The sequence below is a fragment of the Oceanicaulis sp. UBA2681 genome, from assembly GCF_002354675.1.
In the GTDB taxonomy this organism is placed as follows: domain Bacteria; phylum Pseudomonadota; class Alphaproteobacteria; order Caulobacterales; family Maricaulaceae; genus Oceanicaulis; species Oceanicaulis alexandrii.
On record NZ_DEMB01000006.1, the window covers coordinates 1 to 23254 of the forward strand.

21 protein-coding genes are annotated in these 23254 nt (G+C 63.2%); 11 read left to right on the forward strand and 10 right to left on the reverse strand.

Annotated elements, in window-relative coordinates:
• The 4 genes from B3M53_RS04185 to B3M53_RS04200 all read right to left on the reverse strand — a co-directional run.
• A partial coding sequence (locus B3M53_RS04185) for an amidase family protein (RefSeq protein ID WP_286799670.1) occupies positions 1-536 on the reverse strand: 536 nt, incomplete at its 3' end.
• 67 nt (positions 537-603) lie between these two features.
• A protein-coding gene (gene prfB / locus B3M53_RS04190; RefSeq protein ID WP_286799671.1) for a peptide chain release factor 2 occupies positions 604-1735 on the reverse strand; the annotation gives its coding sequence in 2 pieces (ribosomal slippage) (positions 604-1665 and positions 1667-1735; 1131 coding nt in all).
• A gap of 113 nt (positions 1736-1848) precedes the next feature.
• Positions 1849-4380, reverse strand: a complete 2532-nt coding sequence (locus B3M53_RS04195; RefSeq protein ID WP_273019922.1) for a penicillin-binding protein 1A — start codon at positions 4378-4380, stop codon at positions 1849-1851.
• 118 nt (positions 4381-4498) lie between these two features.
• Positions 4499-5719, reverse strand: a complete 1221-nt coding sequence (locus B3M53_RS04200) for an N-acetylmuramoyl-L-alanine amidase (RefSeq protein ID WP_273019920.1) — start codon at positions 5717-5719, stop codon at positions 4499-4501.
• Positions 5720-6243: 524 nt separating this feature from the next.
• Here B3M53_RS04200 and B3M53_RS04205 point away from each other — a divergent pair.
• The 4 genes from B3M53_RS04205 to B3M53_RS04220 all read left to right on the forward strand — a co-directional run bounded on the left by B3M53_RS04205 (position 6244) and on the right by B3M53_RS04220 (position 12335).
• Positions 6244-8970: an Rne/Rng family ribonuclease gene (locus B3M53_RS04205; protein WP_273019918.1), complete on the forward strand. Its 2727-nt coding sequence runs from the start codon at positions 6244-6246 to the stop codon at positions 8968-8970.
• Positions 8971-9095: 125 nt separating this feature from the next.
• Positions 9096-10520, forward strand: a complete 1425-nt coding sequence (locus B3M53_RS04210) for a M48 family metalloprotease (RefSeq protein ID WP_022699673.1) — start codon at positions 9096-9098, stop codon at positions 10518-10520.
• Positions 10521-10600: 80 nt separating this feature from the next.
• Positions 10601-11329 carry a DsbA family protein gene (locus B3M53_RS04215; protein ID WP_022699674.1) on the forward strand — a complete coding sequence of 243 codons (729 nt, stop codon included), beginning with the start codon at positions 10601-10603 and terminating at the stop codon, positions 11327-11329.
• A 94-nt stretch (positions 11330-11423) separates the two neighbouring features.
• Positions 11424-12335, forward strand: coding sequence for a hypothetical protein (locus B3M53_RS04220; protein ID WP_273019916.1), 912 nt, complete (start codon positions 11424-11426; stop codon positions 12333-12335).
• Here the strand turns inward: B3M53_RS04220 and B3M53_RS04225 are convergent, their stop codons facing one another.
• From B3M53_RS04225 to thiS, 3 genes are read right to left on the reverse strand one after another with little or no spacing between them, the layout of a single operon-like run.
• Positions 12336-12764, reverse strand: coding sequence for a VOC family protein (locus tag B3M53_RS04225; protein ID WP_273019914.1), 429 nt, complete (start codon positions 12762-12764; stop codon positions 12336-12338).
• A 56-nt stretch (positions 12765-12820) separates the two neighbouring features.
• Positions 12821-13615 (reverse strand): thiazole synthase, encoded by a 795-nt coding sequence (locus B3M53_RS04230; protein WP_273019912.1) that lies wholly within the window; start codon positions 13613-13615, stop codon positions 12821-12823.
• 3 nt (positions 13616-13618) lie between these two features.
• Positions 13619-13828: a sulfur carrier protein ThiS gene (gene thiS / locus B3M53_RS04235; RefSeq protein ID WP_022699678.1), complete on the reverse strand. Its 210-nt coding sequence runs from the start codon at positions 13826-13828 to the stop codon at positions 13619-13621.
• Positions 13829-13939: 111 nt separating this feature from the next.
• Here thiS and aroQ point away from each other — a divergent pair, with 111 nt between their 5' ends.
• Genes aroQ through aat form a run of 4 tightly spaced genes read left to right on the forward strand, consistent with a single transcriptional unit; the run spans position 13940 to position 16940 of the window.
• Complete coding sequence (gene aroQ, locus B3M53_RS04240; protein WP_273019910.1) at positions 13940-14395, forward strand: type II 3-dehydroquinate dehydratase; 456 nt, start codon at positions 13940-13942, stop codon at positions 14393-14395.
• Positions 14396-14418: 23 nt separating this feature from the next.
• Positions 14419-14913 (forward strand): acetyl-CoA carboxylase biotin carboxyl carrier protein, encoded by a 495-nt coding sequence (gene accB / locus B3M53_RS04245; protein ID WP_022699680.1) that lies wholly within the window; start codon positions 14419-14421, stop codon positions 14911-14913.
• A 10-nt stretch (positions 14914-14923) separates the two neighbouring features.
• Positions 14924-16273: an acetyl-CoA carboxylase biotin carboxylase subunit gene (gene accC, locus B3M53_RS04250; protein ID WP_160091573.1), complete on the forward strand. Its 1350-nt coding sequence runs from the start codon at positions 14924-14926 to the stop codon at positions 16271-16273.
• Positions 16274-16289: 16 nt separating this feature from the next.
• Positions 16290-16940 carry a leucyl/phenylalanyl-tRNA--protein transferase gene (aat, locus tag B3M53_RS04255; protein WP_022699682.1) on the forward strand — a complete coding sequence of 217 codons (651 nt, stop codon included), beginning with the start codon at positions 16290-16292 and terminating at the stop codon, positions 16938-16940.
• On the opposite strand, the gene B3M53_RS04260 is transcribed toward aat, so the two are convergent.
• The 3 genes from B3M53_RS04260 to B3M53_RS04270 are packed head-to-tail and all read right to left on the reverse strand — an operon-like array spanning position 16907 to position 18316.
• Entirely contained in the window at positions 16907-17368 is a 462-nt protein-coding gene (locus B3M53_RS04260) for a DUF2155 domain-containing protein (protein WP_273019907.1), read from the reverse strand. The genes aat and B3M53_RS04260 overlap by 34 nt on opposite strands.
• Positions 17369-17424: 56 nt before the next feature.
• Positions 17425-17898 (reverse strand): outer membrane lipid asymmetry maintenance protein MlaD, encoded by a 474-nt coding sequence (gene mlaD / locus B3M53_RS04265; RefSeq protein WP_273019905.1) that lies wholly within the window; start codon positions 17896-17898, stop codon positions 17425-17427.
• A 4-nt stretch (positions 17899-17902) separates the two neighbouring features.
• Complete coding sequence (locus B3M53_RS04270) at positions 17903-18316, reverse strand: NADH:ubiquinone oxidoreductase subunit NDUFA12 (RefSeq protein ID WP_022699685.1); 414 nt, start codon at positions 18314-18316, stop codon at positions 17903-17905.
• A 243-nt stretch (positions 18317-18559) separates the two neighbouring features.
• Between B3M53_RS04270 and B3M53_RS04275 the strand changes: the two genes are divergently transcribed.
• From B3M53_RS04275 to B3M53_RS04285, 3 genes are all read left to right on the forward strand, one after another.
• The gene (locus B3M53_RS04275; RefSeq protein WP_273019903.1) at positions 18560-21160 is read left to right on the forward strand and encodes a hypothetical protein; all 2601 of its coding nucleotides are present in this window, start codon (positions 18560-18562) and stop codon (positions 21158-21160) included.
• Between the two features lie 54 nt (positions 21161-21214).
• Entirely contained in the window at positions 21215-21706 is a 492-nt protein-coding gene (locus tag B3M53_RS04280) for a pentapeptide repeat-containing protein (RefSeq protein ID WP_022699687.1), read from the forward strand.
• Positions 21707-21818: 112 nt separating this feature from the next.
• The gene (locus B3M53_RS04285) at positions 21819-23249 is read left to right on the forward strand and encodes a pentapeptide repeat-containing protein (RefSeq protein WP_273019901.1); all 1431 of its coding nucleotides are present in this window, start codon (positions 21819-21821) and stop codon (positions 23247-23249) included.
• Positions 23250-23254 lie beyond the last annotated feature (5 nt).

Genomic DNA, 23254 nt, shown 5'->3' on the forward strand with positions numbered 1-23254 from the left:
TTGCGCAGGCTGCCCATCATGTCGGACCCGTCCGCAATGCTCAGCATCCCCGTTGCCAAAGCAGCCGCCGCCCCGCCCGAAGACCCGCCAGCCGAGCGTGTGTGGTCATAGGGGTTCCGCGTCGGGCCGTAGACGGGGTTGAACGTGTGGCTGCCCAACCCGAATTCAGGTGTGTTCGTCTTGCCGATGATGATCGCCCCCGCCGCGCGCATCCGCGCCACATGCAGGCTGTCGCCTTGCGCAATCTGCCCGGCAAAGACCGGCGAGCCATGGCTGGTGGGCAGGCCCTTGGCATCGGCCAGATCCTTGATCGCCACCGGCAGCCCATGCAGCGGCCCGCGCGTCTCGGCCCGGTCGGCGGCCCGCGCCGCTGCCATGACCTCCTCGGGATCACGCGGCGAGACCACCGCATTGCAGGCGCCATTGCGCGCCGCCACCCGCGCCAGCGTCGCCTCCATCAGCGCCTCAACGCTGAGCCGCCCGGCGGCCAGCTCCACCAGCTGCGCGCTGGCCTCCAGATCCACGGGGTCGGTCATGCGCGCCTCACTTCTCTTTCTGGTTCCAAATACCCAAATCCGACGCCCGCCAAGGCCTCAGACAGGCTCAATCCTCGCCCTGCGCCTCGGCCCGGCTCTTGCCGCTCACATTCATCGCCAGCGTCGCCGCCATGAACTGATCGAGATCGCCGTCGAGCACGCCCTTGGTGTCCGAGGTCTCCACATTGGTGCGCAGATCCTTGACCATCTGATAGGGCTGCAGCACGTAAGAGCGGATCTGGTGCCCCCAGCCGATATCGGTCTTGGATTCCGCATCTGCCTGGGCCGCCTCCTCGCGCTTTTGAAGCTCCAGCTCGTAAAGCCGGGCGCGCAGCATCGTCCACGCATTCGAGCGGTTCTTGTGCTGCGAGCGATCGGTCTGACACGCGACGACGATGCCAGTGGGCTCGTGGGTCAGACGCACGGCGGAATCAGTCTTGTTGATGTGCTGACCGCCCGCGCCGGAGGCGCGATAGGTGTCCACGCGCACATCCTTGTCCTCGATCTCGATCTCGATGGTGTCGTCCACCAGCGGATAGGTCCAGACCGACGCGAAACTGGTATGACGGCGACCGGAGCTGTCATAGGGCGAGATGCGCACCAGGCGGTGCACGCCCGCTTCGGTTTTCAGCCACCCATAGGCGTTCTCGCCCTTGATCAGAAGGGTAATGGATTTCAGCCCGGCTTCTTCACCGGCCTGGGCCTCAATCACCTCAACCTTGTAGCCGGACTTCTCCGCCCAACGCGTGTACATGCGCGCCAGCATGGAGGCCCAGTCCTGCGCCTCGGTGCCGCCGGCTCCGGGATGGATTTCCAGATAGCTGTCATTGCTGTCCGCTTCGCCAGACAACAAGGCTTGCAGTTCAGCCTTGCCGGCGCGCGCTTTAAGCCCACGCAGCGCGGTCGCCGCCTCCTCATAGAGCGCGTCATCGCCGTCCAGCTCAGCCATCTCGGCCAGCTCAAGTGTATCGGCGAGGTCGGTGTCGATCTCGCGCACTTCGGTCATGGACTGATCCAGCCGGTTGCGCTCACGCATGAGCGCCTGCGCCTCTGAGGGCCGATCCCACAAGCCGGGGTCTTCAGCCTTGGCGTTCAGTTCATCGAGTCGTTTCTCAGCCGTAGGCCAGTCAAAGACGCCTCCGTAGCAAGGCGGTGGACTGTTCGATGGCGTCTTTAAGTTCAGCGATCTCGGCGCGCATGGCGGATCTCCTGATAGTCTGGGAAAAGGGTCGGATCGGGTCGATAAACGAGGCGCAGCCCCCGGACAAGGGACTGCGCCTGTTGTCATCGTGTGAAACGGCGAGGCTGAGCGCTAGTAAAGCCCGCCCAGTGCGTCCTCGTCATCATCATCATCGTCGTCTGCATCGTCTTGCGCGCCCGAAGAGAAATCCACGCCCAACGCATTGGCGCCAAAGCTCAGCGTTTCCTCCGCATCGGTCTGACCGCGCTGAGGCTCGGTGCCGGGCTTGAACGCTTCCAGGATCACACCAGGACGTCCGATGACGGATGGCTCGCCAGTCTCGCGATCAATCGGCGCCAGGCTCACCCCGTCGGGCACGCGGAACGGCGCCACGGAATAGGTCTCAAGCGCCGCGCCCAGGAAATCGGCCGCCACCGGCGCAGCGACACGGCCGCCCGCCTCGCCCGAACCCAACGGCCTGGGCGTGTCAAAGCCCACATAGACGCCGACCACCAGATCAGGACTGAACCCCACAAACCAGGCGTCGTGGAAGTCATTGGTGGTGCCGGTCTTGCCGCCCAGCGGACGGCCCAGCGAACGTAGCGCCGTGGCGGTGCCGCGCTGAACCGCGCCTTCGAGCATATGTACGATCTGATAGGAAGTGACCGGGTCGATCACCTGCTCGCCCAATTCGGGCAATTGCGGCTCATGCAGGGAGGGGTCATAGCCGCCGGGCACGTCACAGCCGATACATTCGCGCTGGTCGTGAATATAGATCGTCTCGCCCGAGCGGGCCTGAACCCGGTCGATCAGCGCCGGCTCGATCAGGCGGCCGCCATTGACCAGAGCGCCATAGGCGCCGATCAGACGCATCAGCGTGGTCTCACCCGCGCCCAGCGACATGGCGAGCGTGGGTTGAAGGTCGTCATAAATGCCCGTCCGCTCGCCGATATCCACGATCGGCGCCATGCCCATATCCTGCGCCAAGCGCACCGTCATGACGTTCCGGGACAGCTCCAGCCCCCGCCGCAGCGTGGAGGGTCCGTAAAACACCTCCGAATAGTTCTGCGGGCGATAAAAGCGCATCTCGGCGTCGCCCGACGCCACGAAAGGCGCGTCCAGAATGATGGAGACGGGCGTATAGTCGTTTTCAAGAGCGGCAGCATAGACAAACGGTTTGAACGAAGACCCCGGCTGGCGACGCGCCTGCACGGCGCGGTTAAACTGGCTGTGCTGGAAGGAATACCCCCCCACCATCGCCAGAACCCGGCCCGTAAACGGGTCAATGGCGACAATGCCGCCATTGACGTCCGGCAATTGCCGCAGGCCGTAATGGTCGTCCTCAACGGTTTGCTCCGGCGCATCCTCGGCGACCAGATCTTCCACGATGACCACATCACCCAGCTCGAAGACGTCAGACGGACGATTAATGGCGCCGCCGGTCCGCGGAAAGCCGTTCTCATCCCGGCGCGGTTCACGCGCCCAGGCCAGGGCGTACAGCGGGATGCGACCGCGGGTGCGATCAGCGAACCCGATCAGCGCATCGCTGTCCGTCATCTCAAGCACAACAGCCAGACGCCAGCCTTCATCGAGGTCTGCGGGCGGCTCAATCTCGGCCAACTGGTCCGGCCAGGCGTCAAAGTTTTCCATCCGTGTCACGGGACCGCGATAGCCGTGGCGGCGATCATAGGTCTCAAGCCCATCCCGCAAGGCCGCACGGGCGGCCAGCTGCATGCGGGTGTCCAGCGTGGTGCGGATCGACAACCCGCCTTCATAGAGCTGGTCCTGGCCATAGCGGTTGAAGACTTCGCGGCGCACCTGCTCGACGAAATACTCCGCCGCCAGATATTCGTCTCCATCCAGCCGCTCGGCGGTTTCCAGCGGCATTTCCATCGCCGCTTCGCCCTCTTCACGACTGATGACGCCATTGGCGATCATGCGCGAGAGCACCCAGTTGCGCCGACCGATCGCGGCTTCGGTATTGCGGGTCGGGTGGTAATTGCTCGGCCCTTTGGGCAGGGCTGCGAGATAGGCCGCTTCGTGCAATTCCAGCTCGTCCAGGGATTTGTCGAAATAGTTCAGAGCTGCGGCGGCGATGCCGTAGGCGCGGTTGCCCAGATAAATCTCGTTCAGATAAAGCTCGAGGATCTGGTCCTTGGTGAAGGCGCGTTCCATCCGGCGCGAAATGACGATCTCGCGGATTTTGCGGTCGATGCGCTGGTCCGAGCTGAAGAGGAAGTTCTTGGCCACCTGCTGGGTGATGGTGGAGCCAGACTGCAACGCCGCGTTGGGGTTGCGCAGACGCGCGATCACCGAGCGGATGCCGCCCCGGATCATGCCCAGATAATCCACGCCGCCATGATTGTAGAAATTCTTGTCCTCGGCGGACAGATAGGCGTCGATGACCAAGGGCGGGATGTTTTCGATCGGCACGAAGACGCGGTGCTCGATGGCATATTCCTGGATCAAGCGCCCGTCGCCAGCATGCACCCGGCTCATGATCGGGGGTTCATATTCGGCAAGCTGCTGATAATCAGGCAGGTCTTCGGTGACGCGGACCACATAGACAGCGATGGCGATTGCCGCCACCACGCCCAGAACCACCGCCGCGCCCGCACCCCAAATCAAGGCGCGCAACGCGTTTTTCCAACTCAACAGCTTCATCTTGCCCTCTTAGACGGCGCGCAAGGCTTGCCCGCCCCCGCCTTTTGACGCCCGCACATGGCGCTATTATGGCGTGTCTCAGGCGTCAACCCAATGACGGATTCCGCACAGCTCCGGATTAACGGGTGCTGGAGGCGCTCACCGCATTCTGGGCGATATAGCGATCAGGGCCGCCGCCCTGGCAATGAGAGAAGTGCTCATCGATGGCGGACGCCGCCGATTGCATCAGCCGCCGCCGGTCCGTGGCGCTGTTCAGACGCCGGGCGTCATTGCGATTGGTCAAAAAGCCCATTTCAAACAGGACCGCTGGCACTTCAGCGTCGATCAACACCGCAAAATTGGCGCGCATGGCCGTCTCGCGGAACAAGGGCTGCACCCGGCCGACTTCGGTGCGTAGGGCATCCGCGAAGCGTTCAGACTGGCTTTCCTTGTTGGTCAGGGACATCTCGACGAGGATGCGAGAGACCTCTTCGGGACGGTTGGGGTCCACCCAGTCGCCCTGGCTGATGGCGCGGCTGCGCGCGCGGTCCACGGCCCGGTGATTCATCGAATAGACGGTCGCGCCCTCAGGCCCCGTAGAATTGCCTGCCGAGTCTGCATGGAGGGAAATGAACAGGTCCGCCTCGGCCTGGCGCGCGATCTCGACGCGGTCATACAGGTCCACATAAACATCACGGTCCCGGGTCATGATGACCTCATAGCGCCCGGTGGTGTTCAGGATGTCGCGCAGGACCAGACCGGCCGCCAGATTGACGTCCGCCTCATCCCCGCCGCCGAACCGCGCCAGCGCGCCGGGATCACGGCCGCCATGACCGGGATCGATCACCACGCGCACCGCTTCACAAGCCGGCGGCGCCGCCGACACGACCGCGTTTTCCACAAGGAACTGCGCCATATTGGTGCTTTCGGACGGAAAGCCCGAGGTTTGCTGAAACGCCGCGGCGCCCACAGGCGCTAGATCCACCACGGTGCGGTAGCCGCCGCCATCAGGGGCGAGCGAAAAATGATGATCAACAGTGGACGGCGAGTTCAGCGCAAAAACCAGACGCGGCGCACCGGCCTGCCCGTCAAACTGGAACCGCCCCACCAGCCCCTCGCCTTGCCCCTGTCGATTAGGCAGGCCGGGAACGCTCCACCCCGCTTGGTCAAAGGAGACCACGAGACGCGAAACCGGCTCAGCCAGCGTAAAGGCGCGCGAATCAAGCGGTGTTTCGCTTTCAATGACGATGCGGGTGTGGGTCTCATAAGCGCCAAAGCGCACATTCGTAATGTCAGACGCCAGCGCAGTCCCTGCGGACAACGCCAGGGCGCAAGCAACAAGACCCGCTAAAAATCGCATTCCGACCACCACCATGCCGAAGTCCCAAACGGGCTTTGCGTCATTTTAAGTCGCGCAAATGCTCCGATAAAACCACTGTAAAACGCCACGCCTTGAGATTCGGTTAGCGAGTCCTTACCGAGAGTCTAACACGGTGTAGCTCGCTTTTCATTGGCGACATTCTCGTGCAATGTGATTATGTTCGAGATCGGGATCAGGCGCGTTCGCGCGCCGCCCATATGAACACCCTTGAAGATCCGCCCCAGGGCGCAAATCTTCAAAGCACACAGATTTCTGGACGACGCGGGAGGGCTCACGCCCGCCGCCGGCGCCAAAAGCCAGAATGACTGGCGCTCGGGCGACGCTCCGAATCAGGACGCGCCCCTGCCCGGTTAAGGACAGACCCATGATGCGCGCTCCCGCCGCGAGATCATCTTTAGTAAGAACAGATCGCCGCCGAGCGCGTTCCTGCAACAATCGCCGTACGTCCGAAGCCGCCTCCTCGTTGAGCGCGGCTTTCGCCATGCGGTATGGAGCGTATTTTAATGTCACGCAAAATGCTGATCGACGCCGCCCACCCGGAAGAGACCCGGGTGGTGATTGTCGACAACAATCGGGTTGAGGAATTCGATTTTGAGTCGGCTTCCAGAAAGCCGATTCGCGGAAACATCTATCTCGCCAAGGTCACGCGTGTAGAGCCTTCGCTACAGGCCGCATTCGTTGAATATGGCGGCAACAAGCACGGCTTTCTCGCCTTCAACGAGATCCATCCTGATTACTACCAGATCCCGCATGCGGATCGCGAAGCGCTGCGCGAAGCGGAAGCTGAAGCGACCGGCGATCTGACTGACGACGCCGGTCCTGACGACGACAATGACGACGCGCCGACGCCCGATGAAGACGATCTGATCGATGAAGCGGCGCGCCGTCGCCGCTCGTTCATGCGCCGCTACAAGATCCAGGAAGTGATCAAGCGCCGTCAGGTGCTACTGGTGCAGGTCGCCAAGGAAGAGCGTGGCAACAAGGGCGCGGCGCTGACGACCTATCTGTCGCTGGCCGGCCGGTATTGCGTGCTGATGCCCAACACCGCGCGCGGCGGCGGCATTTCGCGCAAGATCACCAACGCACCCGATCGCAAACGTCTGAAATCGGCGGTGTCCGAACTGGCCGTGCCTCAGGGCATGGGCCTGATCATCCGCACTGCAGGCGCAGCGCGCACCAAGGTCGAGGTCAAGCGCGACTATGATTATCTGATCCGGCTGTGGGAGACGATCCGCACCACGACGCTGGAATCAAGCGCGCCCAAGCTGATTTACGAAGAAGGCAATCTCGTCAAACGGGTGATCCGTGATCTCTACGACAAGGAGATCGACGAGGTGCTGGTGGAAGGCGAGGACGCGTACAAGGAGGCCAAGGCCTTCATGCGCATGCTGATGCCAAGCCACGCCAAGAAGGTTCAGCATTATCGCGACGCCACGCCGCTCTTCCTGCGCCATCAGGTGGAAAGCCAGCTCGAGGCGATCCATTCGCCTGTCGCGCAGCTGAAATCGGGCGGCTATATCGTCATCAACCCGACCGAGGCGCTGGTCTCCATCGACGTCAACTCGGGCAAGGCGACCAAGGAACGCAATATCGAGCAAACCGCGCTCAAGACCAATATGGAGGCGGCCGAGGAAGCCGCCCGCCAGATGCGTCTGCGCGACCTCGCCGGCCTGCTCGTGATCGACTTCATCGACATGGACGAGAACAAAAACGTTCGCGCCGTCGAAAAGAAGATGAAGGACTCGCTCAAGCGTGACCGCGCCCGCCTGCAAGTGGGCCGCATCTCGCAATTCGGCCTGATGGAGATGAGCCGTCAGCGCCGTCGCACCTCGCTGGTCGAAGGGTCGAGCAATGTCTGCCCGCATTGTCAGGGCTCGGGCCATATGCGCTCGATCGAATCCAGCGCTCTGGTGGCCCTGCGCGCTCTGGAAGAGGAAGGCGTTCGCGGCCGCACGTCCAAAGCGCGCCTGCTCTGCGCGCCGGAAGTGGCGCTGTATATTCTCAACGAGAAGCGCGATCATCTCACCGCGATTGAAGCGCGCTATGACATGAGCGTGACTGTGGACGCGGATGACAGCCTAATCCGCCCGGACTGCACGCTCGAACGTCTTGAAAGCCGCAGCGAAGCGGCGCGCGCCGAAGCGAAAGCCGCCCGCGCCGACACCCCGCTGACCAGCGCAGCCGCAGTTGTCGCAGACATCGATGAAGACGATGACATCGAGGATGCGGACGAAGCGGAGGCGAGTGAAGAGCGTCAGGAACGCGACGAGCGCCCGGCTCGCTCCGCCTCTGACGAGACCAATGAAGACGGCTCGAAGAAACGCCGTCGTCGCGGCCGCCGCGGCGGTCGCAATCGCCGCAAGCGCAATGACGAGGCCGGATCATCAGAGGACGCCCAGGCCGCTCTGGACGCGACCGAGGATAGCGATGGCGAATCCGGAACCGCTTCGACGTCCCGGGATGCCGAAGCGTCCGATGAGGTCGCAGGCCTGCAAGTGATCGAACCGTCTGAATCTGAACCCTTTGGCGCTCAGACTGACGGTGAAGACACGCCGCCCCGGCGCAAACGCCCCAGCCGCCGTCGTCGCAAGCCCGCCGGCCAGAGCGAAGCGGCTCAGGATGACGCAAGTCAGGCGGAGACGAGCGCTCAGGACGCGTCCGCTTCTGAAGCGCAGGCCGAGGGCACACCGGCGGAAGCAGACAGCGCCGCCCATGCCGAGGACGCGCCAGCCAAGCCCAAGCGGAGCCGCCGCACGCGTAAAAAGCCCGCCGACGACGCATCAGACGCTCCGGAGGCTCAAGCATCTGACGCAGACGCCCCGGCAGCTGCTGAGGGTGATGCGGCTGAGGACAAGCCCAAGCGACGCACGCGTCGCAAGAAGGCCGCGCCCGCCGCTGAAGCGTCTGCCGAAGGCGATGCGTCCAGCGAAGAGGCCGCTCAGACGGACGCCGACAAGCCCAAGCGCCGGACCCGCCGCAAGAAAGCGGAGCCCGCTGCAGAGGCTGACACGACCGATACGGCGGCGCGCGAAGCCATGGAGCAGGCCAGCGCGCCTGCGCCGGAGCCTCAAACCGCCAGCGAGAGCGACGCCGAACCCGCTCATAGCGAGCCGTCTGGCACGGCCCCGCAAGAGGCTGATCAGGCGAGCCAGGACGAAGGATCAGACGAGAACCGCCCCGCGAAACGCGGCTGGTGGCAGCGCTCGTCCAAGTTCCTGGGCCTGAGCTGATCACGTGAACGGCGCCGGTGGTCACACTTCCGGCGCCGTTCTCACGTTTTCTGGCGTGCAGACGGACAGAAGGATAGACTGTTGTCTTCCGAGGCTGGCTGACACGAAGGACGCTTGCATTGCGTATGCTCACCTCTCTTAAGACCGGCGCGACCTGCATCGCCGCCGCGGTCGGTCTGGCGCTCACCAGTCTCTCAGGCGCTCACGCACAGGGCCTGATCCGGGACACCGAGACCGAGCGCGCCATGCGCGAATACACCGACCCGCTGCTGGTTGCGGCGGGGCTCGATGTGAGCGCAGTGGATTTCTATCTGGTCGGCGATATGGAGTTCAACGCCTTCGTCACCGGCGGACAGAACATCTTCCTCAACACCGGCACCATTGTTCGCGCAGAGAGCCCAAACGAAATCAAGGGCGTGATCGCCCATGAGATCGGCCATATCGAAGGCGCCCACATCATCCGGCGCGGCGAAGCCAGCCGGGCGGGCCTGGCCACCATGGCCGCCTCGCTGGGCGTGGGGCTGATCGCAGCCCTTGCCGGCGCGCCCGATGCAGGCGCGGCGATCATGGCGTCCGCTCCGCAATTTGGTCAGCTGAACCTGCTGACCTATACCCGCGCCCAGGAAGCCTCCGCCGATCAGGCCGCCGTGCGGTTTCTCACCGAAACCGGACAATCAGGTCGCGGTCTGGTGGCGACGTTTGAACGCCTCGCTTACCAGGAACGCATCTCGTTTCAACGCCGCTGGGAGTATTTCCGCTCTCACCCGCTGTCTTCAGACCGGGTGGCGGCGCTGCGCCGCAATGTGGAAGCCTCCGACTTCGCCGATGTTCCCGACAGCGACGAGGAGATCGCCGAGCTGCAACGGCTTCAGGCCAAGATCATCGGATTCATGGCGCCGCCTGCGCAAACCTTTTCGCGCTATCCTGAAAGCGACACTTCAATCCCGGCGCGCTATGCCCGCGCAGTGGCCTATTACAAGCAAGGCCTGACCGACAACGCCGAGCGTGCGGTCAATCACTTGCTCGAGCTTGAACCCGACAATCCCTATTTTCATGAGCTCAAAGGCCAGATGCTTTATGAGAGCGGCTTTATCGACCGCTCGCTTGAGCCTTATCGCCGCTCCATTGAATTGCTGCCCGATGCGCCGCTCTTGCGCATCGGTTACGCCTCTGCGCTGATCGCCACCAATAACGAGGCGAACGCCCGTGAGGCGCTCGGCCAGTTGCGCATGGCCTTGGTGAGCGAACCGCAAAACCCCTACGCCTGGTTCCAGCGCTCTCTGGCGCACCAGCAATTGGGTGAAACCGCCATGGCCGAACTGTCCACAGCGGAACGCGCTTATGCGGTCGGCGACGAGATGCAGGCCCACATTTTCGCCACGCGGGCTCATGAAGAGCTTGAACGCGGTACTGAGGCCTGGATTCGCGCGACGGAAATCCTGGCGGTCACCCGCCCGGACAGCCGGGAAATGCGCGACTGGAACCGCCGCGAGCGCGAACGTCAGCCAAACTTCCAACATCTGGATCGCGGCGCTCTGTTACAGCCTTAAACGGGCTTGTGATTGTGCCTGTGCGTCGAACCGCGCTAAACGCGGGGCCAAATGATTTCTGACTGATAACTGGAGTTTTCATGCGCATCTTGCTGCTCGCCCTCGCCGCCGCTCTCGGCATGACCGCTTGCGCCCCGGCGCAAGAACCCGCCAATCGCGCCGAAATCGAGCAGATTGTGCGCGACTACATCCTGACCAATCCCGAGATCATCGAGGAAGCGCTGATCGAGCTGCAGCGCCGCGCCCGCCAGCGTGAACAGGACGCCATGCTCGGCGCTGTCACCTCCAGCGAAGACCGGTTGTATGCAGACGCCCGCGACCCGGTCGTCGGCGCGGAAAATCCGGTCGTCACGGTGGTCGAGTTCTTTGACTATCGCTGTCCGTACTGCACAGTCTCCAATGAATGGATCCAGTCGGTCCTGGAAGAGCATGGCGATCAGGTGCGCTTTGTCTTCAAGGAATTCCCGATTCGCGGCGAGCAATCCACCAACGCCTCGCGCGCCTCGCTGGCGGTTTGGCGGATCGCGCCTCAATCCTACGAAGCGTTTCACAACGCCCTGATGAACGCCAGCGGCCCCCTGCCCGATGAACGGATCGACGCCTTCGCCGTCACCGCCGGCGTGGATGTGGCGGCCATGCGCGCCGAAATGGACTCAGACGAGATCACCCGTCAGCTCGGCGATGTGCGCGAGCTGGCTCAGGCGATCGGGATTACGGGCACGCCCTTCTTTATTGTCGGAGACACAGTCGTTCCTGGCGCTGACATCGAAGGCCTGGACCGATTGGTGAATGAAGCACTGTCGCGTTAATCGTGATGACTGACGGCGCCGGGACAAGTCCCGGCGCCGTTTACAGCTTGTTTTCCGCTTGTGGTTAATCATCGCCCCGAACCTGGAGGGGATGATGAAACACCTGACGATCCTTGTGGCCGCCTGTGCGGCGCTGACCCTGACCGCTTGCGCCAGCCGCGACGCCATATCCGCGCGCCAGGCCCCGCAGCCTCTGGACACCCAGACCCTCCGTGTCGACGCCGCCAGCCCCTTCTATCATCAGATGGCGCTTGGTCCGGTCACGGGAACGTCCCGGTTTTCCTGGTTTCTGCCAGAACCCAACCGCTCGATCTTGCGCCCCCGTTTTGAAGCCGCGCTGGAGCAGGCGGGGCTCGCCGCGCCCGATCGCAATCAGGCCCGGTATGTCATCTCGCTGGATTTTGATCAGGTCGATGGCCCTGATTTCGGCTCGCACATGGATGCAGCCTTGCTGGGACGCGTCTGGATCGAAGATCGCCTGACCGGTCGGGTCATCCTGAACGAACCGGTTTCCGCCCGCCGAGAGGCCTATTGGCCTGGCGTGGACGAAGCCGGTTGGGCCACAGGCGAATACTGGCGCGTTTTCAACATCTTTCCCTTTTTCTATGACAGCCCCTGGTTCAGCGTCGGGGCCCGCTGGGACACCACTTATCCGCCCTATGCGGGGCCGGAATGGCTGCCGCTTGTTCCCATCCGTCTGCGAGAGACTGACACCCAGCTGATGGTCGGCCCGTCAGGCCGGTCCTATGGCGCCGGGTCAGGGGCGGAGCGCGCCTGGCAGGTGAACGCCCTGGTCAGCGACGCCCTCGCCGCCGCAGTCATGCGCAGCATGGCGGATCGCGGAATGCTGCAAATCAGCCATGTCCTGCCCTGCATGGGCGGCACGGCCATGCGTGAGCATGAACAGGCCCTGCTGGGCCGCGGCGAACGCGTTTCGCGTCCGGTCTGCGCCGAGGTGCAGGACGACCTGCCGCTGGGCGCAGAAGCGCTGCGACGGTCTCGCTGATCAGCAGGCGGGCGGCTCAGGTTTGATCCGCCCGTCTTCAAGGATCTGCCAGAACGGATTGTGCGCGACCTCCCAAGCATGTCCGTCCGGATCAGCGAAATAGCCTGAATGCCCGCCCCAGAAGACGTCTTCACCGGGTTTGAGCACAGACCCGCCCAGCTGCGCTGCCTGATCAAGAATCGGCTGCACCTCATCGCGGCTGCGCACATTATACGCAAGAGCGATGCGACCGTTCGTCGGGTTCTGACGCCCCATATCTGCGTCCAACGCCTCGCCGCCGAACAAACCCACGATCACTCCGTTCAGATCAAAGAAGACGATCTGATCGCTCTCGGACGGCAGTGCGGACCAGCCCATCCCCTCATAAAAGGCGCGAGCGCGTGCGAGATTTGAAACCCCGAGCGTAATCATAGAAACACGTTGTTCCATGGCGTCCTCCCGATACCCGGACATCTTGGAACATTATAAGAACGCGCGCAAGCGCCTCAGATCAGGCCCGCCAGCGGGCTCGACGGATCGGCATAGCGCTTTTTCGGCATCCGCCCCGCCAGATAGGCGTCACGGCCCGCGATAACGGCATGCTTCATGGCCTTGGCCATGCGAACGGGGTCTTTCGCTTCGGCGATGGCGGTGTTCATCAGAATGCCGTCACACCCCAGCTCCATGCCCACCGCGGCGTCAGACGCCGTGCCGACGCCCGCATCCACGATCACCGGCACCTTGGCCTCTTCGATGATCAGGCGAATATTCACCGGGTTCTGAATGCCCAGCCCTGACCCGATCGGCGCGCCCAGGGGCATGATCGCGCAGGCGCCCGCCTCTTCCAGGCGCTTGGCGTAGACCGGATCGTCAGAGCAATACACCATCACCTCGAACCCTTCCTTGACCAGCATTTCGGTCGCTCGGAGGGTTTCGGCCATGTCCGGATAGAGGTGCTTTGGGTCAGAGAGCACTTCGAGCTTCACAAGGTCCCAACCGCCCGCTTCGCGCGCCAGACGCAGGGTGCGCACCGCATCCTCGCCGGTGAAGCAACCGGCCGTGTTGGGCAGGAAGGTGTATTCTTTGGGATCAATGAAATCGACGAGCCGCGGCTGGCTGGGGTCAGACAAATTCACCCGGCGCACCGCCACCGTGATCATGTCCGCGCCTGAAGCGACCAGCGCCTGCGCGTTCTGCTCATAGGTCTTGTACTTGCCGGTGCCGATGATCAGGCGTGACTTGAAACTCCGCCCCGCCACGACCAGCGGGGCGTCGTCCTGTAACTGGGTCTGGGCCGTCATGGCTCACCCTCCTCCGACAAAATGCACGATTTCGAGCCGGTCGCCGGTCTCGATTCGAATCGCGTCATAGCCGTCACGCGGCGCGATTTCGAGATTGCGTTCGACAGCGACCTTGCGCGGATCGAGCTCAAGATGCTCCAGCAAGCCTTTCAGGCTTAAGCCTGAAGGGATTTGGCGGGTTTCCCCGTTCAGCTCGACGTCGATCTGGCTCATGACCTGCTTCCCACGCACGGGTTTGCTTGTTCACACCCCTATGAGGTCGTAGAACCAAGGCTGGCAGTCAAGGCGCGCTGGCGCCCTTCAGCCTGGCCGGAGTGAACAAAAGTGTCTGACCTCAAACCCGTCTTCGTGCTCAACGGCCCCAATCTCAATCTGCTGGGAACGCGTGAGCCTGAGATCTACGGGACCACCACCCTCGCCGATATCGAAGCGCTGTGCCGCCAGACGGCTGAGTCGCTGGGCGTCGGGCTGGTGTTTGAGCAGACCAATCATGAAGGCGCGCTGGTGGAGCTGATTCACACCGCCGGCGCCAAGGGCTCGGCCATTGTGATCAATCCCGCCGCCTACACCCATACTTCCATAGCGCTGCTGGACGCGATCAAAGGGGTGGACGCGCCCGCAATTGAGGTGCATCTGTCCCAGCCTGTTGCGCGAGAGGCCTTTCGTGCTGTCTCTTATGTGTCACTTGCCGCCGCTGGCACCATCAGCGGTTTAGGCGCGCGCGGCTATGAGCTGGGGATTAGAGCCGCTGTGCAACTGGCGCAGGCGCGTGCGAAATAATGACTAGAAAGGGTAGTAAACCTATGGCGTCCACCACGTCGAACCCGCAGGTCGATTCCAAGCTCGTGCGCGAGCTGGCCGATATTCTCAACGACACCGATCTTACCGAGATCGAAGTCGAAAAAGGCGAAATGCGTATCCGCGTCGCGCGCGAAATCACCGCTGCGCCCGCTGTTTACGCGACTCAGCCTGCTCCTGCGCCCATGGCTGCGGCCCCCGCGCCTGCGCCGGCGTCCGCGCCTGAAGCGCCGGCTGCCGTCAGCGCCGCCGACGCGAAAAGCCATCCGGGCGCCGTGACGTCTCCCATGGTCGGCACTGTGTATCTGCGTCCCTCTCCTGAAGCGGACCAGTTCAAGAAAGCCGGCGACAGCGTGAAGGAAGGCGACACCATCTTGCTGGTTGAAGCCATGAAGACCTTCAACCCCATCACCGCGTCCAAATCGGGCACGCTCACCGAGCTTCTGGTCGATGACGCCCAACCGGTGGAATACGGCGAAGCCCTGTTCATCATCAGCTAGGCGGTCGCTCATGTTCGATAAAGTCCTTATCGCCAATCGCGGCGAGATCGCCTTGCGGGTCCACCGGGCCTGCAAGGAAATGGGCATCAAGACGGTGGCGGTTCACTCCGAAGCCGACGCCAACGCCATGCACGTCAAGCTGGCCGATGAAAGCGTGTGCATCGGTCCGCCGCCCGCTGGCCGGTCCTATCTCAACGTGCCCGCCATCATGGCCGCCGCCGAAATCACCGGCGCCCAGGCAATCCACCCCGGCTATGGCTTTCTGTCGGAAAACGCGCGCTTCGCCGAAATCGTGGAAGCGCACGGCCTGACCTTTATCGGTCCGACCGCAGACACGATCCGCCTGATGGGCGACAAGATCACCGCCAAGCAAGCCGCTGTGGACGCCGGTATTCCGGTCGTGCCCGGCTCAGACGGCGCGATCACCGATATGAATGAAGCGCGCAAGGTCGCCAAATCCATCGGCTTCCCTGTGCTGATCAAGGCCGCCTCCGGCGGCGGCGGTCGCGGCATGAAAGTCGCAGAGACCGAAGATAAGCTTGAAAGCGCGCTGCAAACGGCGTCCTCTGAAGCCCAGGCGGCTTTTGGCGACGGCGCTGTGTATATCGAGAAATATCTCGGTCAGCCGCGGCATATCGAGATCCAGGTCATCGCCGACACTCATGGCAATGTGGTGCATCTGGGCGAGCGCGACTGCTCGCTGCAGCGCCGTCACCAGAAAGTGCTCGAGGAAGCGCCCTCCGTCGCCCTCGACGAGGCGGCGCGCGCCAAGATCGGCAAAACCGTGACGGATGCTGTGAAAGCGATCGGCTATCGCGGCGCCGGCACGGTGGAGTTCCTCTATGAGAACGGCGAGTTCTATTTCATCGAAATGAACACCCGTCTCCAGGTGGAGCACCCGGTGACCGAGGCGATCACGCGCATCGACCTGGTGCGCGAACAGATCCGCGTCGCCGCAGGGCATGAGCTGAGCTTCACCCAGGACGACATCAAGCTGGAAGGCTGGTCCATCGAGTGCCGCATCAATGCGGAGAACCCGGAAACCTTCACGCCCTCACCGGGCACGGTGACCGAGTTCCATGCGCCGGGCGGCCTGGGCGTCCGGCTCGATAGCGCGCTCTATACCGGCTACAAGATCCCGCCTTATTATGACTCCATGATCGGCAAGCTGATCGTGCACGGGCGTGATCGTGAAGAAGCCTTGTTGCGCCTGAAACGCGCCCTGTCCGAAATGGTCGTCAGCGGTGTCGAGACGACCATTCCGTTGCACCTGGCCCTTCTGGAAGAGCCTGCATTCCTGACCGGGGATTACCATATCCGCTGGCTGGAAAGCTGGCTGGCCAAGCGCCAGGGCTCATAAGCGCGGAGTATTTGTCATGCGCGGCTTCGGCGTTCAGGAATTGCTGGCGTGCTATGCACGCGGGGTCTTCCCGATGGCGGAGTCGCGCAGCGACACCCGTGTCTACCTGTTGGAACCTGATGAGCGCGGCGTCATCCCGCTTGATGGGTTTCACATTCCCAAATCCTTGAAAAAGATTGTCCGGCGCGATGAGTTCGCCCTGACCGTCAATCGCTGTTTCGAGACGGTGGTGCGCAGCTGCGCCGCTCCCGCGCCCGGGCGCGAGGACAGCTGGATCAATGATCAGATCCTGATGCTCTATCTGGATATGCACGCCGCCGGTCACGCTCATTCCATCGAAGCGTGGAAGGATGGAAAGCTGGCGGGCGGGTTGTACGGGGTCAGCCTGGGCGGCGCGTTCTTCGGCGAAAGCATGTTCTCGCGCGAGACGGACGCGTCCAAGGTCGCGCTGGTGTCTCTGGTGGCGCGCCTGAACGCTGGCGGCTACACGCTGCTGGACACCCAGTTCAACACAGACCATCTCAAGCGCTTTGGGGCGCAGACGATCTCACAAGAAGCGTATCGTGAGCAGCTGGATGAGGCGATCGAGCGCTCAGCTGACTTTTTCACGCTTCCCGAGGGCGTGGCCGGCGATCAGCTTCTGCAGTCAATCACCCAGACGTCGTAGACCGGATGCTCCAGCGCGTTGAGCGCCGGGTTGGATGCGAACATCCAGCCTGAGAACATCAATTCTCCCTCCGCCTGAACGCCGAAGCCATCCGTGCGGCGGTCTTCAACCTCGACAAAAGCGAACACTTCCGGCGGCTCTTCGGGCGGGCGCTTGCGGCAATACTGAACCGTGATCGACAGGGCGCCGAACTCGACAGCCTCGCCAATTGGGGCCTGGAAATCGCGGGTGCGGGCCGTGACTTTATCAAGGCCGCGCAACACCACGACAGAGCCCGGCTCGGAGGTCAGCTCCGGCGCATCAGGATCATCCTGCACACGGGTCTGCGCTGATTGCTGGTTCGCCACACCTTGTTGCATCTCGACCGGTTGCGCCAGGACAGGCGCACCAAGGCCAAGCGCTGAGATCAAGGAAGCTGAAACAATCATTGAGCGGATCATGGTCATCACTGTGTTAGGCGTTTGAGGCGAGACCAAGGCGCAGCTCAGGATTCCGAGCCGCCCGATCCGGACGAGCCGCGGTTCATCACCGCCTGGCCGATGAGGTCGAACATGTCCACGGCGCCCTGGGTGAAGGAAATCTCCTCCCCCGCTTGCAGCATGTCCACATCGCCGCCGGGTTCGATCTCGATGAAGACGCCGCCGATCAGGCCTGCAGTGGCGATTTTGGCGGTGGAATCCGCCGGGATCTGAATCTCGCCATTCAGCTCGAACACGGCTTCAGCGAAATAGGTGTCCTGATCGAGGCGCACTGTGGTGACCGTTCCCACCGGGACGCCCGCCACGCGCACATCGGCGCCGCGGTTTAGATCGCCCACTGATGAGAACCGGGCTGTCAGCGTGTAGCCGTCAGACCCGGACCCGTCATCAATCTGGCCTTGGGCGTAGATCAGGAAGGCGCCGGCGGTGACCAGCACGAGCAGACCCAGCACGGTTTCGAGAACGGCGCCGCCACGCATGAGTTTAATCTCCCGGTGTCCAGGATTCGTAATCGGCCGCCGTCGCCTGACGCTGACGCGCCGACCCGCCGATCAGGGATCCCGTCGGGTGATAGGCGTGCAGCGTTCCGGTCATGTTGGGTTGATGCTCTTGCTCCCAATCTTTGCGCGGCAGCGGCGCATCGGTGGGGACTTCATCAAAGGTGTGGTGCATCCAGCCGTGCCAGTCAGACGGCACCCGAGATCCGTCGGCATAGCCGTTATAGACGACCCAGCGGCGGGTCTTGCCGTCTGCGCCCGTCCCGGCCTTGCGCTCTTGATAGTATTTATTGCCGAACTCATCCTCGCCGACGAGCTCGCCAGAACGCCAGATCGTCCAGGCCGCGCCCGCAGACGCGCCGTTCCACCAGGTGAAGACTTTTGACAGCAGGCCAAGCATGGCGTGCTCCTTCGCAAAAAATACTTGTGACCGCTATATGCCCCTGCACACCCTGCGGGTCCAGTCATGCGCCCGCAATTGGGCGCCAAATCCATGCTTTCTGCTCGCGGGCGTGGCCTCTGGGACGCTGTAATCGCCAGTTTTCCACGATCAGGTTAAGAGCGCCCTGTTCATGCTTCGACTCCGCCCCCGCTCCTCCGGTACCATCAGGGTGATTCGCGCGCCCGACTGGTAGGAGCCGTCATGAGCAATCCCCGCCGCCTGTCCCGAAACGGTGTTTCGCCGCTGGATGATTTCGCCTTTCAGAGCCGACAGGCGGATAATCCCGACCCTGACGCCATCGGTGAAGAGGCCGAGGTTCAGGTGCTCACGCCGCAAGGGTGGGATACGCGCACGATCGCCGCGCTTGTCACGCTGTGCGGGGCGCAACCCGGTGAACAGCTCCATGCAGGCCATGTCCTGTCTGAGCTGGCTGAGTCGCTGGCGGAGGGTGACGCCGTCGCACACGACGAACTGCTCGCCAGTCTGTTGCACCGTGAAGCCGCGCCGGTTGCGGCGCTCTGGCGGGGCGAGAGCCTGCTGCCGCCTGAAGGCCGATCGACCATCGGCGCAGAAGGGCTGACCGAAGCCCTGCATGATCTCAACGCGGCGGAAATGGGCCAGGCCGCCGCCAATGTGGGCGCAAGGGTTCTGGCTGAACGTCTGGAAGCTGTGGCGCTGGCCTGCGTCAATTGCGACGGCGCGGACGATGAATGCTTTGACCCGCGTCGCAATCGCGCCCTGGCGCGCGCCGTGCGCGCCGCCCGACGCGACGGTGCGCCTGACCCGATGATCGAGCGCGCCATAGCCCGCGCGCGTCAGGGACTGATCACGCCTGAACAAGGCCTGTTCGCGACGCCCCCCGCGGCCGAACTGCCCGACATTCAGCTTGGGCGAGAATTTTTTGAGGCGGTCGAAAGCGACGCCGTGCTTGCAGATGGACAAAGTGCGCGCCAGGTGATGACCCGCCTGGCTGAAGCCGTCTGGACCCACGGCAAGCCCGCGCTTCATTTCAAGGAGCCGGAGTTGAGCGTCAGCCCGGCTATCGTGCTCAATCTGGCGCGCTTCATCGACGGCCAGAGCCTTGATGAAGACGGGCTGGCCTATGCGGCGCGTCTGTGGGGGCAAGTCGCCGAGCATCAGAACGGCGCGCTCGTGATCGCTGGCCTGGGCGCGGCTCTCACCGCCCTGTCGCTCGCCTATGACAGTGAAACGGCCCGAGAACGCGCCCGACATGTTCTGACCATACTGCGCAGCGAATGTCCCGCGCCCGTCAGCCTGGCGCGGCCCGACCCGCTGGCTGCGGGATTCGTAGACGCAGAATCAGTAGGCGTTCACCCCCCTGCGGCCCTCGACGCCCCCGGCGGCCGTCAGTTCGCCCAGTGCGTAAGCGCGGCGCTCAGCAGCTTGTCCGAGCATGAACAGGGCATCGCCCGCCGCCATGCCTTGGGCGCTGGCGCACTGGCGGGGCACTCCGCGCCCTGGATCAGCCAGCTGGAAGCCGCAGGCGTCGACCAGGCCGGCTTCGCCCGGATCGACGCGGCGCTCAGCGACGGCGTGCCGCTACGCTTTGCGATCAATCGCTGGAGTCTGGGCGCAGAAGTCGCTCGCAGATGCGGGCTGAGCCCTGAACATTTTGACGAGGCGGGTCCTCGCCTTCTGGAAAAGCTCGGCGTGGATCCCCTCGAAGTGGTCGCCGCCGAACGCTATGTGCATGGCGCAGGACGCCTGGATGATTGCGACACGCTGCCCCCCGAATTGCGCGCCGTATTCGCAGACCCCGCCCCCGAGGCGCGACTGGCGATGGCGGAGGCCTGTGAAGAGGCGCTTGAAGGCTCAGCCAGTCTGGAACTGGCCCTGCCCGGTTCAAGCTCCATTGAAGAGCTGGGCGCCTTGATCGCTTCCAGCGCGCGGCGCGGCCTGACGGGCCTGTCCATCCGCCGTGAAGGCGATGCGCTCTATGACCTTTTGAACACGATCGAATATGAAACCGGCGATTCTGTGCGCCGTTCGGTCATCGCTGAAGAGCGTGTCGTCGAACGCGTGGTGGAGAAATATGTCGAGCGCGCCGCCGAGCGCCGCAAGCTGCCCGATCGCCGCAAGGGCTATATCCAGAAATCCACTGTGGGCGGCCACAAGGTCTACCTGCACACCGGCGAGTTCGAGGATGGCGAGCTGGGCGAGATCTTCATCGACATGCACAAGGAAGGAGCCGCCTTCCGCTCGCTGATGAACAATTTCGCCATCTCCATCTCCATCGGCCTGCAATACGGCGTGCCGCTGGAAGAGTATGTGGACGCCTATCTGTTCACCCGATTCGAACCGGCGGGCGCGGTGGGCGGCAATGATTCCATCAAGCACGCCAGCTCGATCCTCGATTACATCTTCCGTGAACTGGCGGTGAGCTATCTGGGCCGTGAAGACCTCGCCCAGGCTGATGCCCACCCCTATGATCCCGGCGGACTTGGCAAAGGCGTCGAACAGGAAAAGCTGGTGCGCGAAGCAGATCCCGCCAGCCTGATCTCCAAGGGCTTCTCCCGCGGTCAGCTGCCCGACAATGTGGTCATGCTGGGCAGCCGGTCCAAACCGGAAAGCTCTGACAGTCCGGCCGCAGGCACGGGATTTGAGTTTGATCCCAAGCCCGCCTCAGGCGGCGGTCATGCGGGCGGCGCGTCCGTGGAGCGGCTGGAAGAGCCTGCCGTGAACTATCATGGCGATCCCTGCCCGGAATGCGGTCATTTCACCGTGATTGAAAACGCCGGGCTTCTGGGCTGTGACGCCTGCGGCTGGGCGGGAAAGGTCTAGGGTTCAGGCCTGAAACTTGCGCAGGGCAGACCGGTAACAGACAAGGTGTGCGCCATGTTGAAACAGTTTCTTTGCGTTATTGGCCTGCTTGCGGCCTTGCCGGGCAGCGCTCTCGCCCAGAACGTCAGCGAAATCGCGCGGGTTCAAGCCGGTCAGTCCTGTCCGGGCTGCAATCTGTTTCAGGCGGATCTGAGCTATCTCGATCTGCCCCATATTGACGTTTCAGGCGCCCGTCTGCGCCAGGCCGATCTCAGCCTGGCGACGATGAATCACGCCAATTTCGCACGAGCGAATCTGTCCGTCTCCAACCTATTCGGCGCGCGCTTCACCGGCGCCAGCTTCGCCTATGCCGACCTGAGCCGCGCCACAGCGGCGGGCGCCTATTTCGGCAGCGCTGATTTCACAGGGGCACGCCTCGACGGCGCGAATCTGTCCGGCGCCGAAATGGAAACCGCACGCGGCCTGACCCAGGCTCAACTCAATACAGCATGCGGCGACGCCAGCACGCTTTTACCGCCCGGCCTGAGAATTCCGCCTTGTCGGTGAACAGGTTCACTGCATCTTACTGCGAATTTAGTCGCCCCTGATGCATAGGCGGATTACATCTATTGCCATGCCATACCGCACATTCATATTGGCTTTGGCCCTGAGCACGTGTTTGTCCGCCCCGGGACTGGCTGGCGAACCCCATCGCCGTCTCGTGATCGGCGGCGACTGTCCATCCTGTGACTTTGTTGACGCCAATCTGGCCGGCGCTCAAATGATCGGCGGAGACTTTTCCGGCGCGAACTTTTCAGACGCCCAGATTCTTGGCGCACAGCTGATCGACCTGAATCTGTCCGGCGCGAATTTCACCGACGCCACATTGTCAGAAGCCCGTTTGTCGAATGTCGAGCTGGATGGCGCCAATCTGGAAGACGCGCAGATGATGCGCCTGCGCGCGCATCAGGTCAGCCTGCGCGGCGCCAATCTGCGAGATGCGAATATGGAGGGCGGGGTTTATCTCCTCTCCGATCTCAGCGGCGCCAATCTGCGCAGCGCCAACCTGCCCGACACCGTCTTCCGGCAAGCCGATCTCAGCCAGGCCAATCTGCGTGACGCCAATCTGATGCGCGCCCACTTCTTCGGCGCCCGGCTGCGCGGCGTGGACGGGCGCGGCGGATTGTTTCGCAACGTGATCTTTGAAAACACCGATCTGAGTTTCGCCGATCTGCGCGACACCCGTTTTTCAGATGCGCAATTCATAGCGGTCAATCTGTCGTCCACCGATCTGCGCGATGCGGAAGGTCTGACGGCGGAGAATTTCCAGCATGTGTGCGGTGATGAGAATACGCGCCTGCCCTTTGACTACACGCTGACTCGCTGTTCAGAGGATGGCAGCCTGGTGTTCACCCTGCGCCGCAGTTCGGAGACTGCAGTGGCGGCTCCGGTGGCTAGCCTGGAAAGCCAGCGCGCCGAGCTGGAACGCGCCAGCGCCGAACTGGAAGCGGCCATCTCCGAAAGCGGCCAGATCATGCGCGTGCGCGAGCGTGAAATGGCGCTCGCCTTGCGCGAAGCGCTGTCAGAGCTGCGTCATGCCGCACAGGACGTGACTGTGCGCATCAACGAATCCGAGAGTTCCGACAGCGTCGAGCTGGCGATCGAACAAGCCACAGCGGAAGTGGTGAGAGACAGTCTGCGCGTCGCCGCTCGCGCTCTGGCCGAAGCTCAGGCCAATGGCGATCTGGATCAGGTGGACTGGAGTTTCGATTTCCATCCCACCGAGCTGGGAGACCGCATTCGACTGATCCTGGAGCAAAGCGGTCCAGCCCCCAAACCCGTCGCACCGCCCATGACGCTGGACGGCGCGCCGCCTGCGCCGCCCAAACAGCCCAACCCGCGTTCCCATGCCGAGCTGGCGGAGCACGAAGCTCGCCGCATGGAGCAAGCGGCGGACCAAGCACGGCGGCGGGCCGAACAAGCTGCCGAGCAAGCCCAGCGCCAGCAAGAGGCCGCCCAGCGTGCTGAAGAGCGCCGCCGCGAACGCGAAGCGCGCAATGAACGCCCCCAGCCGCCGCAACCGCCTCGTCCGCCTGAAAACGAAGGCTGAAAAGC

What these genes read in the sequence shown, in the direction of transcription:
- B3M53_RS04195 (WP_273019922.1), bottom strand. Translation starts at nt 4,380, where the DNA reads ATGAAGCTGTTGAGTTGGAAAAACGCGTTGCGCGCCTTGATTTGGGGT.
- B3M53_RS04200 (WP_273019920.1), bottom strand. Translation starts at nt 5,719, where the DNA reads ATGCGATTTTTAGCGGGTCTTGTTGCTTGCGCCCTGGCGTTGTCCGCA.
- B3M53_RS04205 (WP_273019918.1), top strand. Translation starts at nt 6,244, where the DNA reads ATGTCACGCAAAATGCTGATCGACGCCGCCCACCCGGAAGAGACCCGG.
- B3M53_RS04210 (WP_022699673.1), top strand. Translation starts at nt 9,096, where the DNA reads ATGCTCACCTCTCTTAAGACCGGCGCGACCTGCATCGCCGCCGCGGTC.
- B3M53_RS04215 (WP_022699674.1), top strand. Translation starts at nt 10,601, where the DNA reads ATGCGCATCTTGCTGCTCGCCCTCGCCGCCGCTCTCGGCATGACCGCT.
- B3M53_RS04220 (WP_273019916.1), top strand. Translation starts at nt 11,424, where the DNA reads ATGAAACACCTGACGATCCTTGTGGCCGCCTGTGCGGCGCTGACCCTG.
- B3M53_RS04225 (WP_273019914.1), bottom strand. Translation starts at nt 12,764, where the DNA reads ATGGAACAACGTGTTTCTATGATTACGCTCGGGGTTTCAAATCTCGCA.
- B3M53_RS04230 (WP_273019912.1), bottom strand. Translation starts at nt 13,615, where the DNA reads ATGACGGCCCAGACCCAGTTACAGGACGACGCCCCGCTGGTCGTGGCG.
- thiS (WP_022699678.1), bottom strand. Translation starts at nt 13,828, where the DNA reads ATGAGCCAGATCGACGTCGAGCTGAACGGGGAAACCCGCCAAATCCCT.
- accB (WP_022699680.1), top strand. Translation starts at nt 14,419, where the DNA reads ATGGCGTCCACCACGTCGAACCCGCAGGTCGATTCCAAGCTCGTGCGC.
- accC (WP_160091573.1), top strand. Translation starts at nt 14,924, where the DNA reads ATGTTCGATAAAGTCCTTATCGCCAATCGCGGCGAGATCGCCTTGCGG.
- aat (WP_022699682.1), top strand. Translation starts at nt 16,290, where the DNA reads ATGCGCGGCTTCGGCGTTCAGGAATTGCTGGCGTGCTATGCACGCGGG.
- B3M53_RS04260 (WP_273019907.1), bottom strand. Translation starts at nt 17,368, where the DNA reads ATGATTGTTTCAGCTTCCTTGATCTCAGCGCTTGGCCTTGGTGCGCCT.
- mlaD (WP_273019905.1), bottom strand. Translation starts at nt 17,898, where the DNA reads ATGCGTGGCGGCGCCGTTCTCGAAACCGTGCTGGGTCTGCTCGTGCTG.
- B3M53_RS04270 (WP_022699685.1), bottom strand. Translation starts at nt 18,316, where the DNA reads ATGCTTGGCCTGCTGTCAAAAGTCTTCACCTGGTGGAACGGCGCGTCT.
- B3M53_RS04275 (WP_273019903.1), top strand. Translation starts at nt 18,560, where the DNA reads ATGAGCAATCCCCGCCGCCTGTCCCGAAACGGTGTTTCGCCGCTGGAT.
- B3M53_RS04280 (WP_022699687.1), top strand. Translation starts at nt 21,215, where the DNA reads ATGTTGAAACAGTTTCTTTGCGTTATTGGCCTGCTTGCGGCCTTGCCG.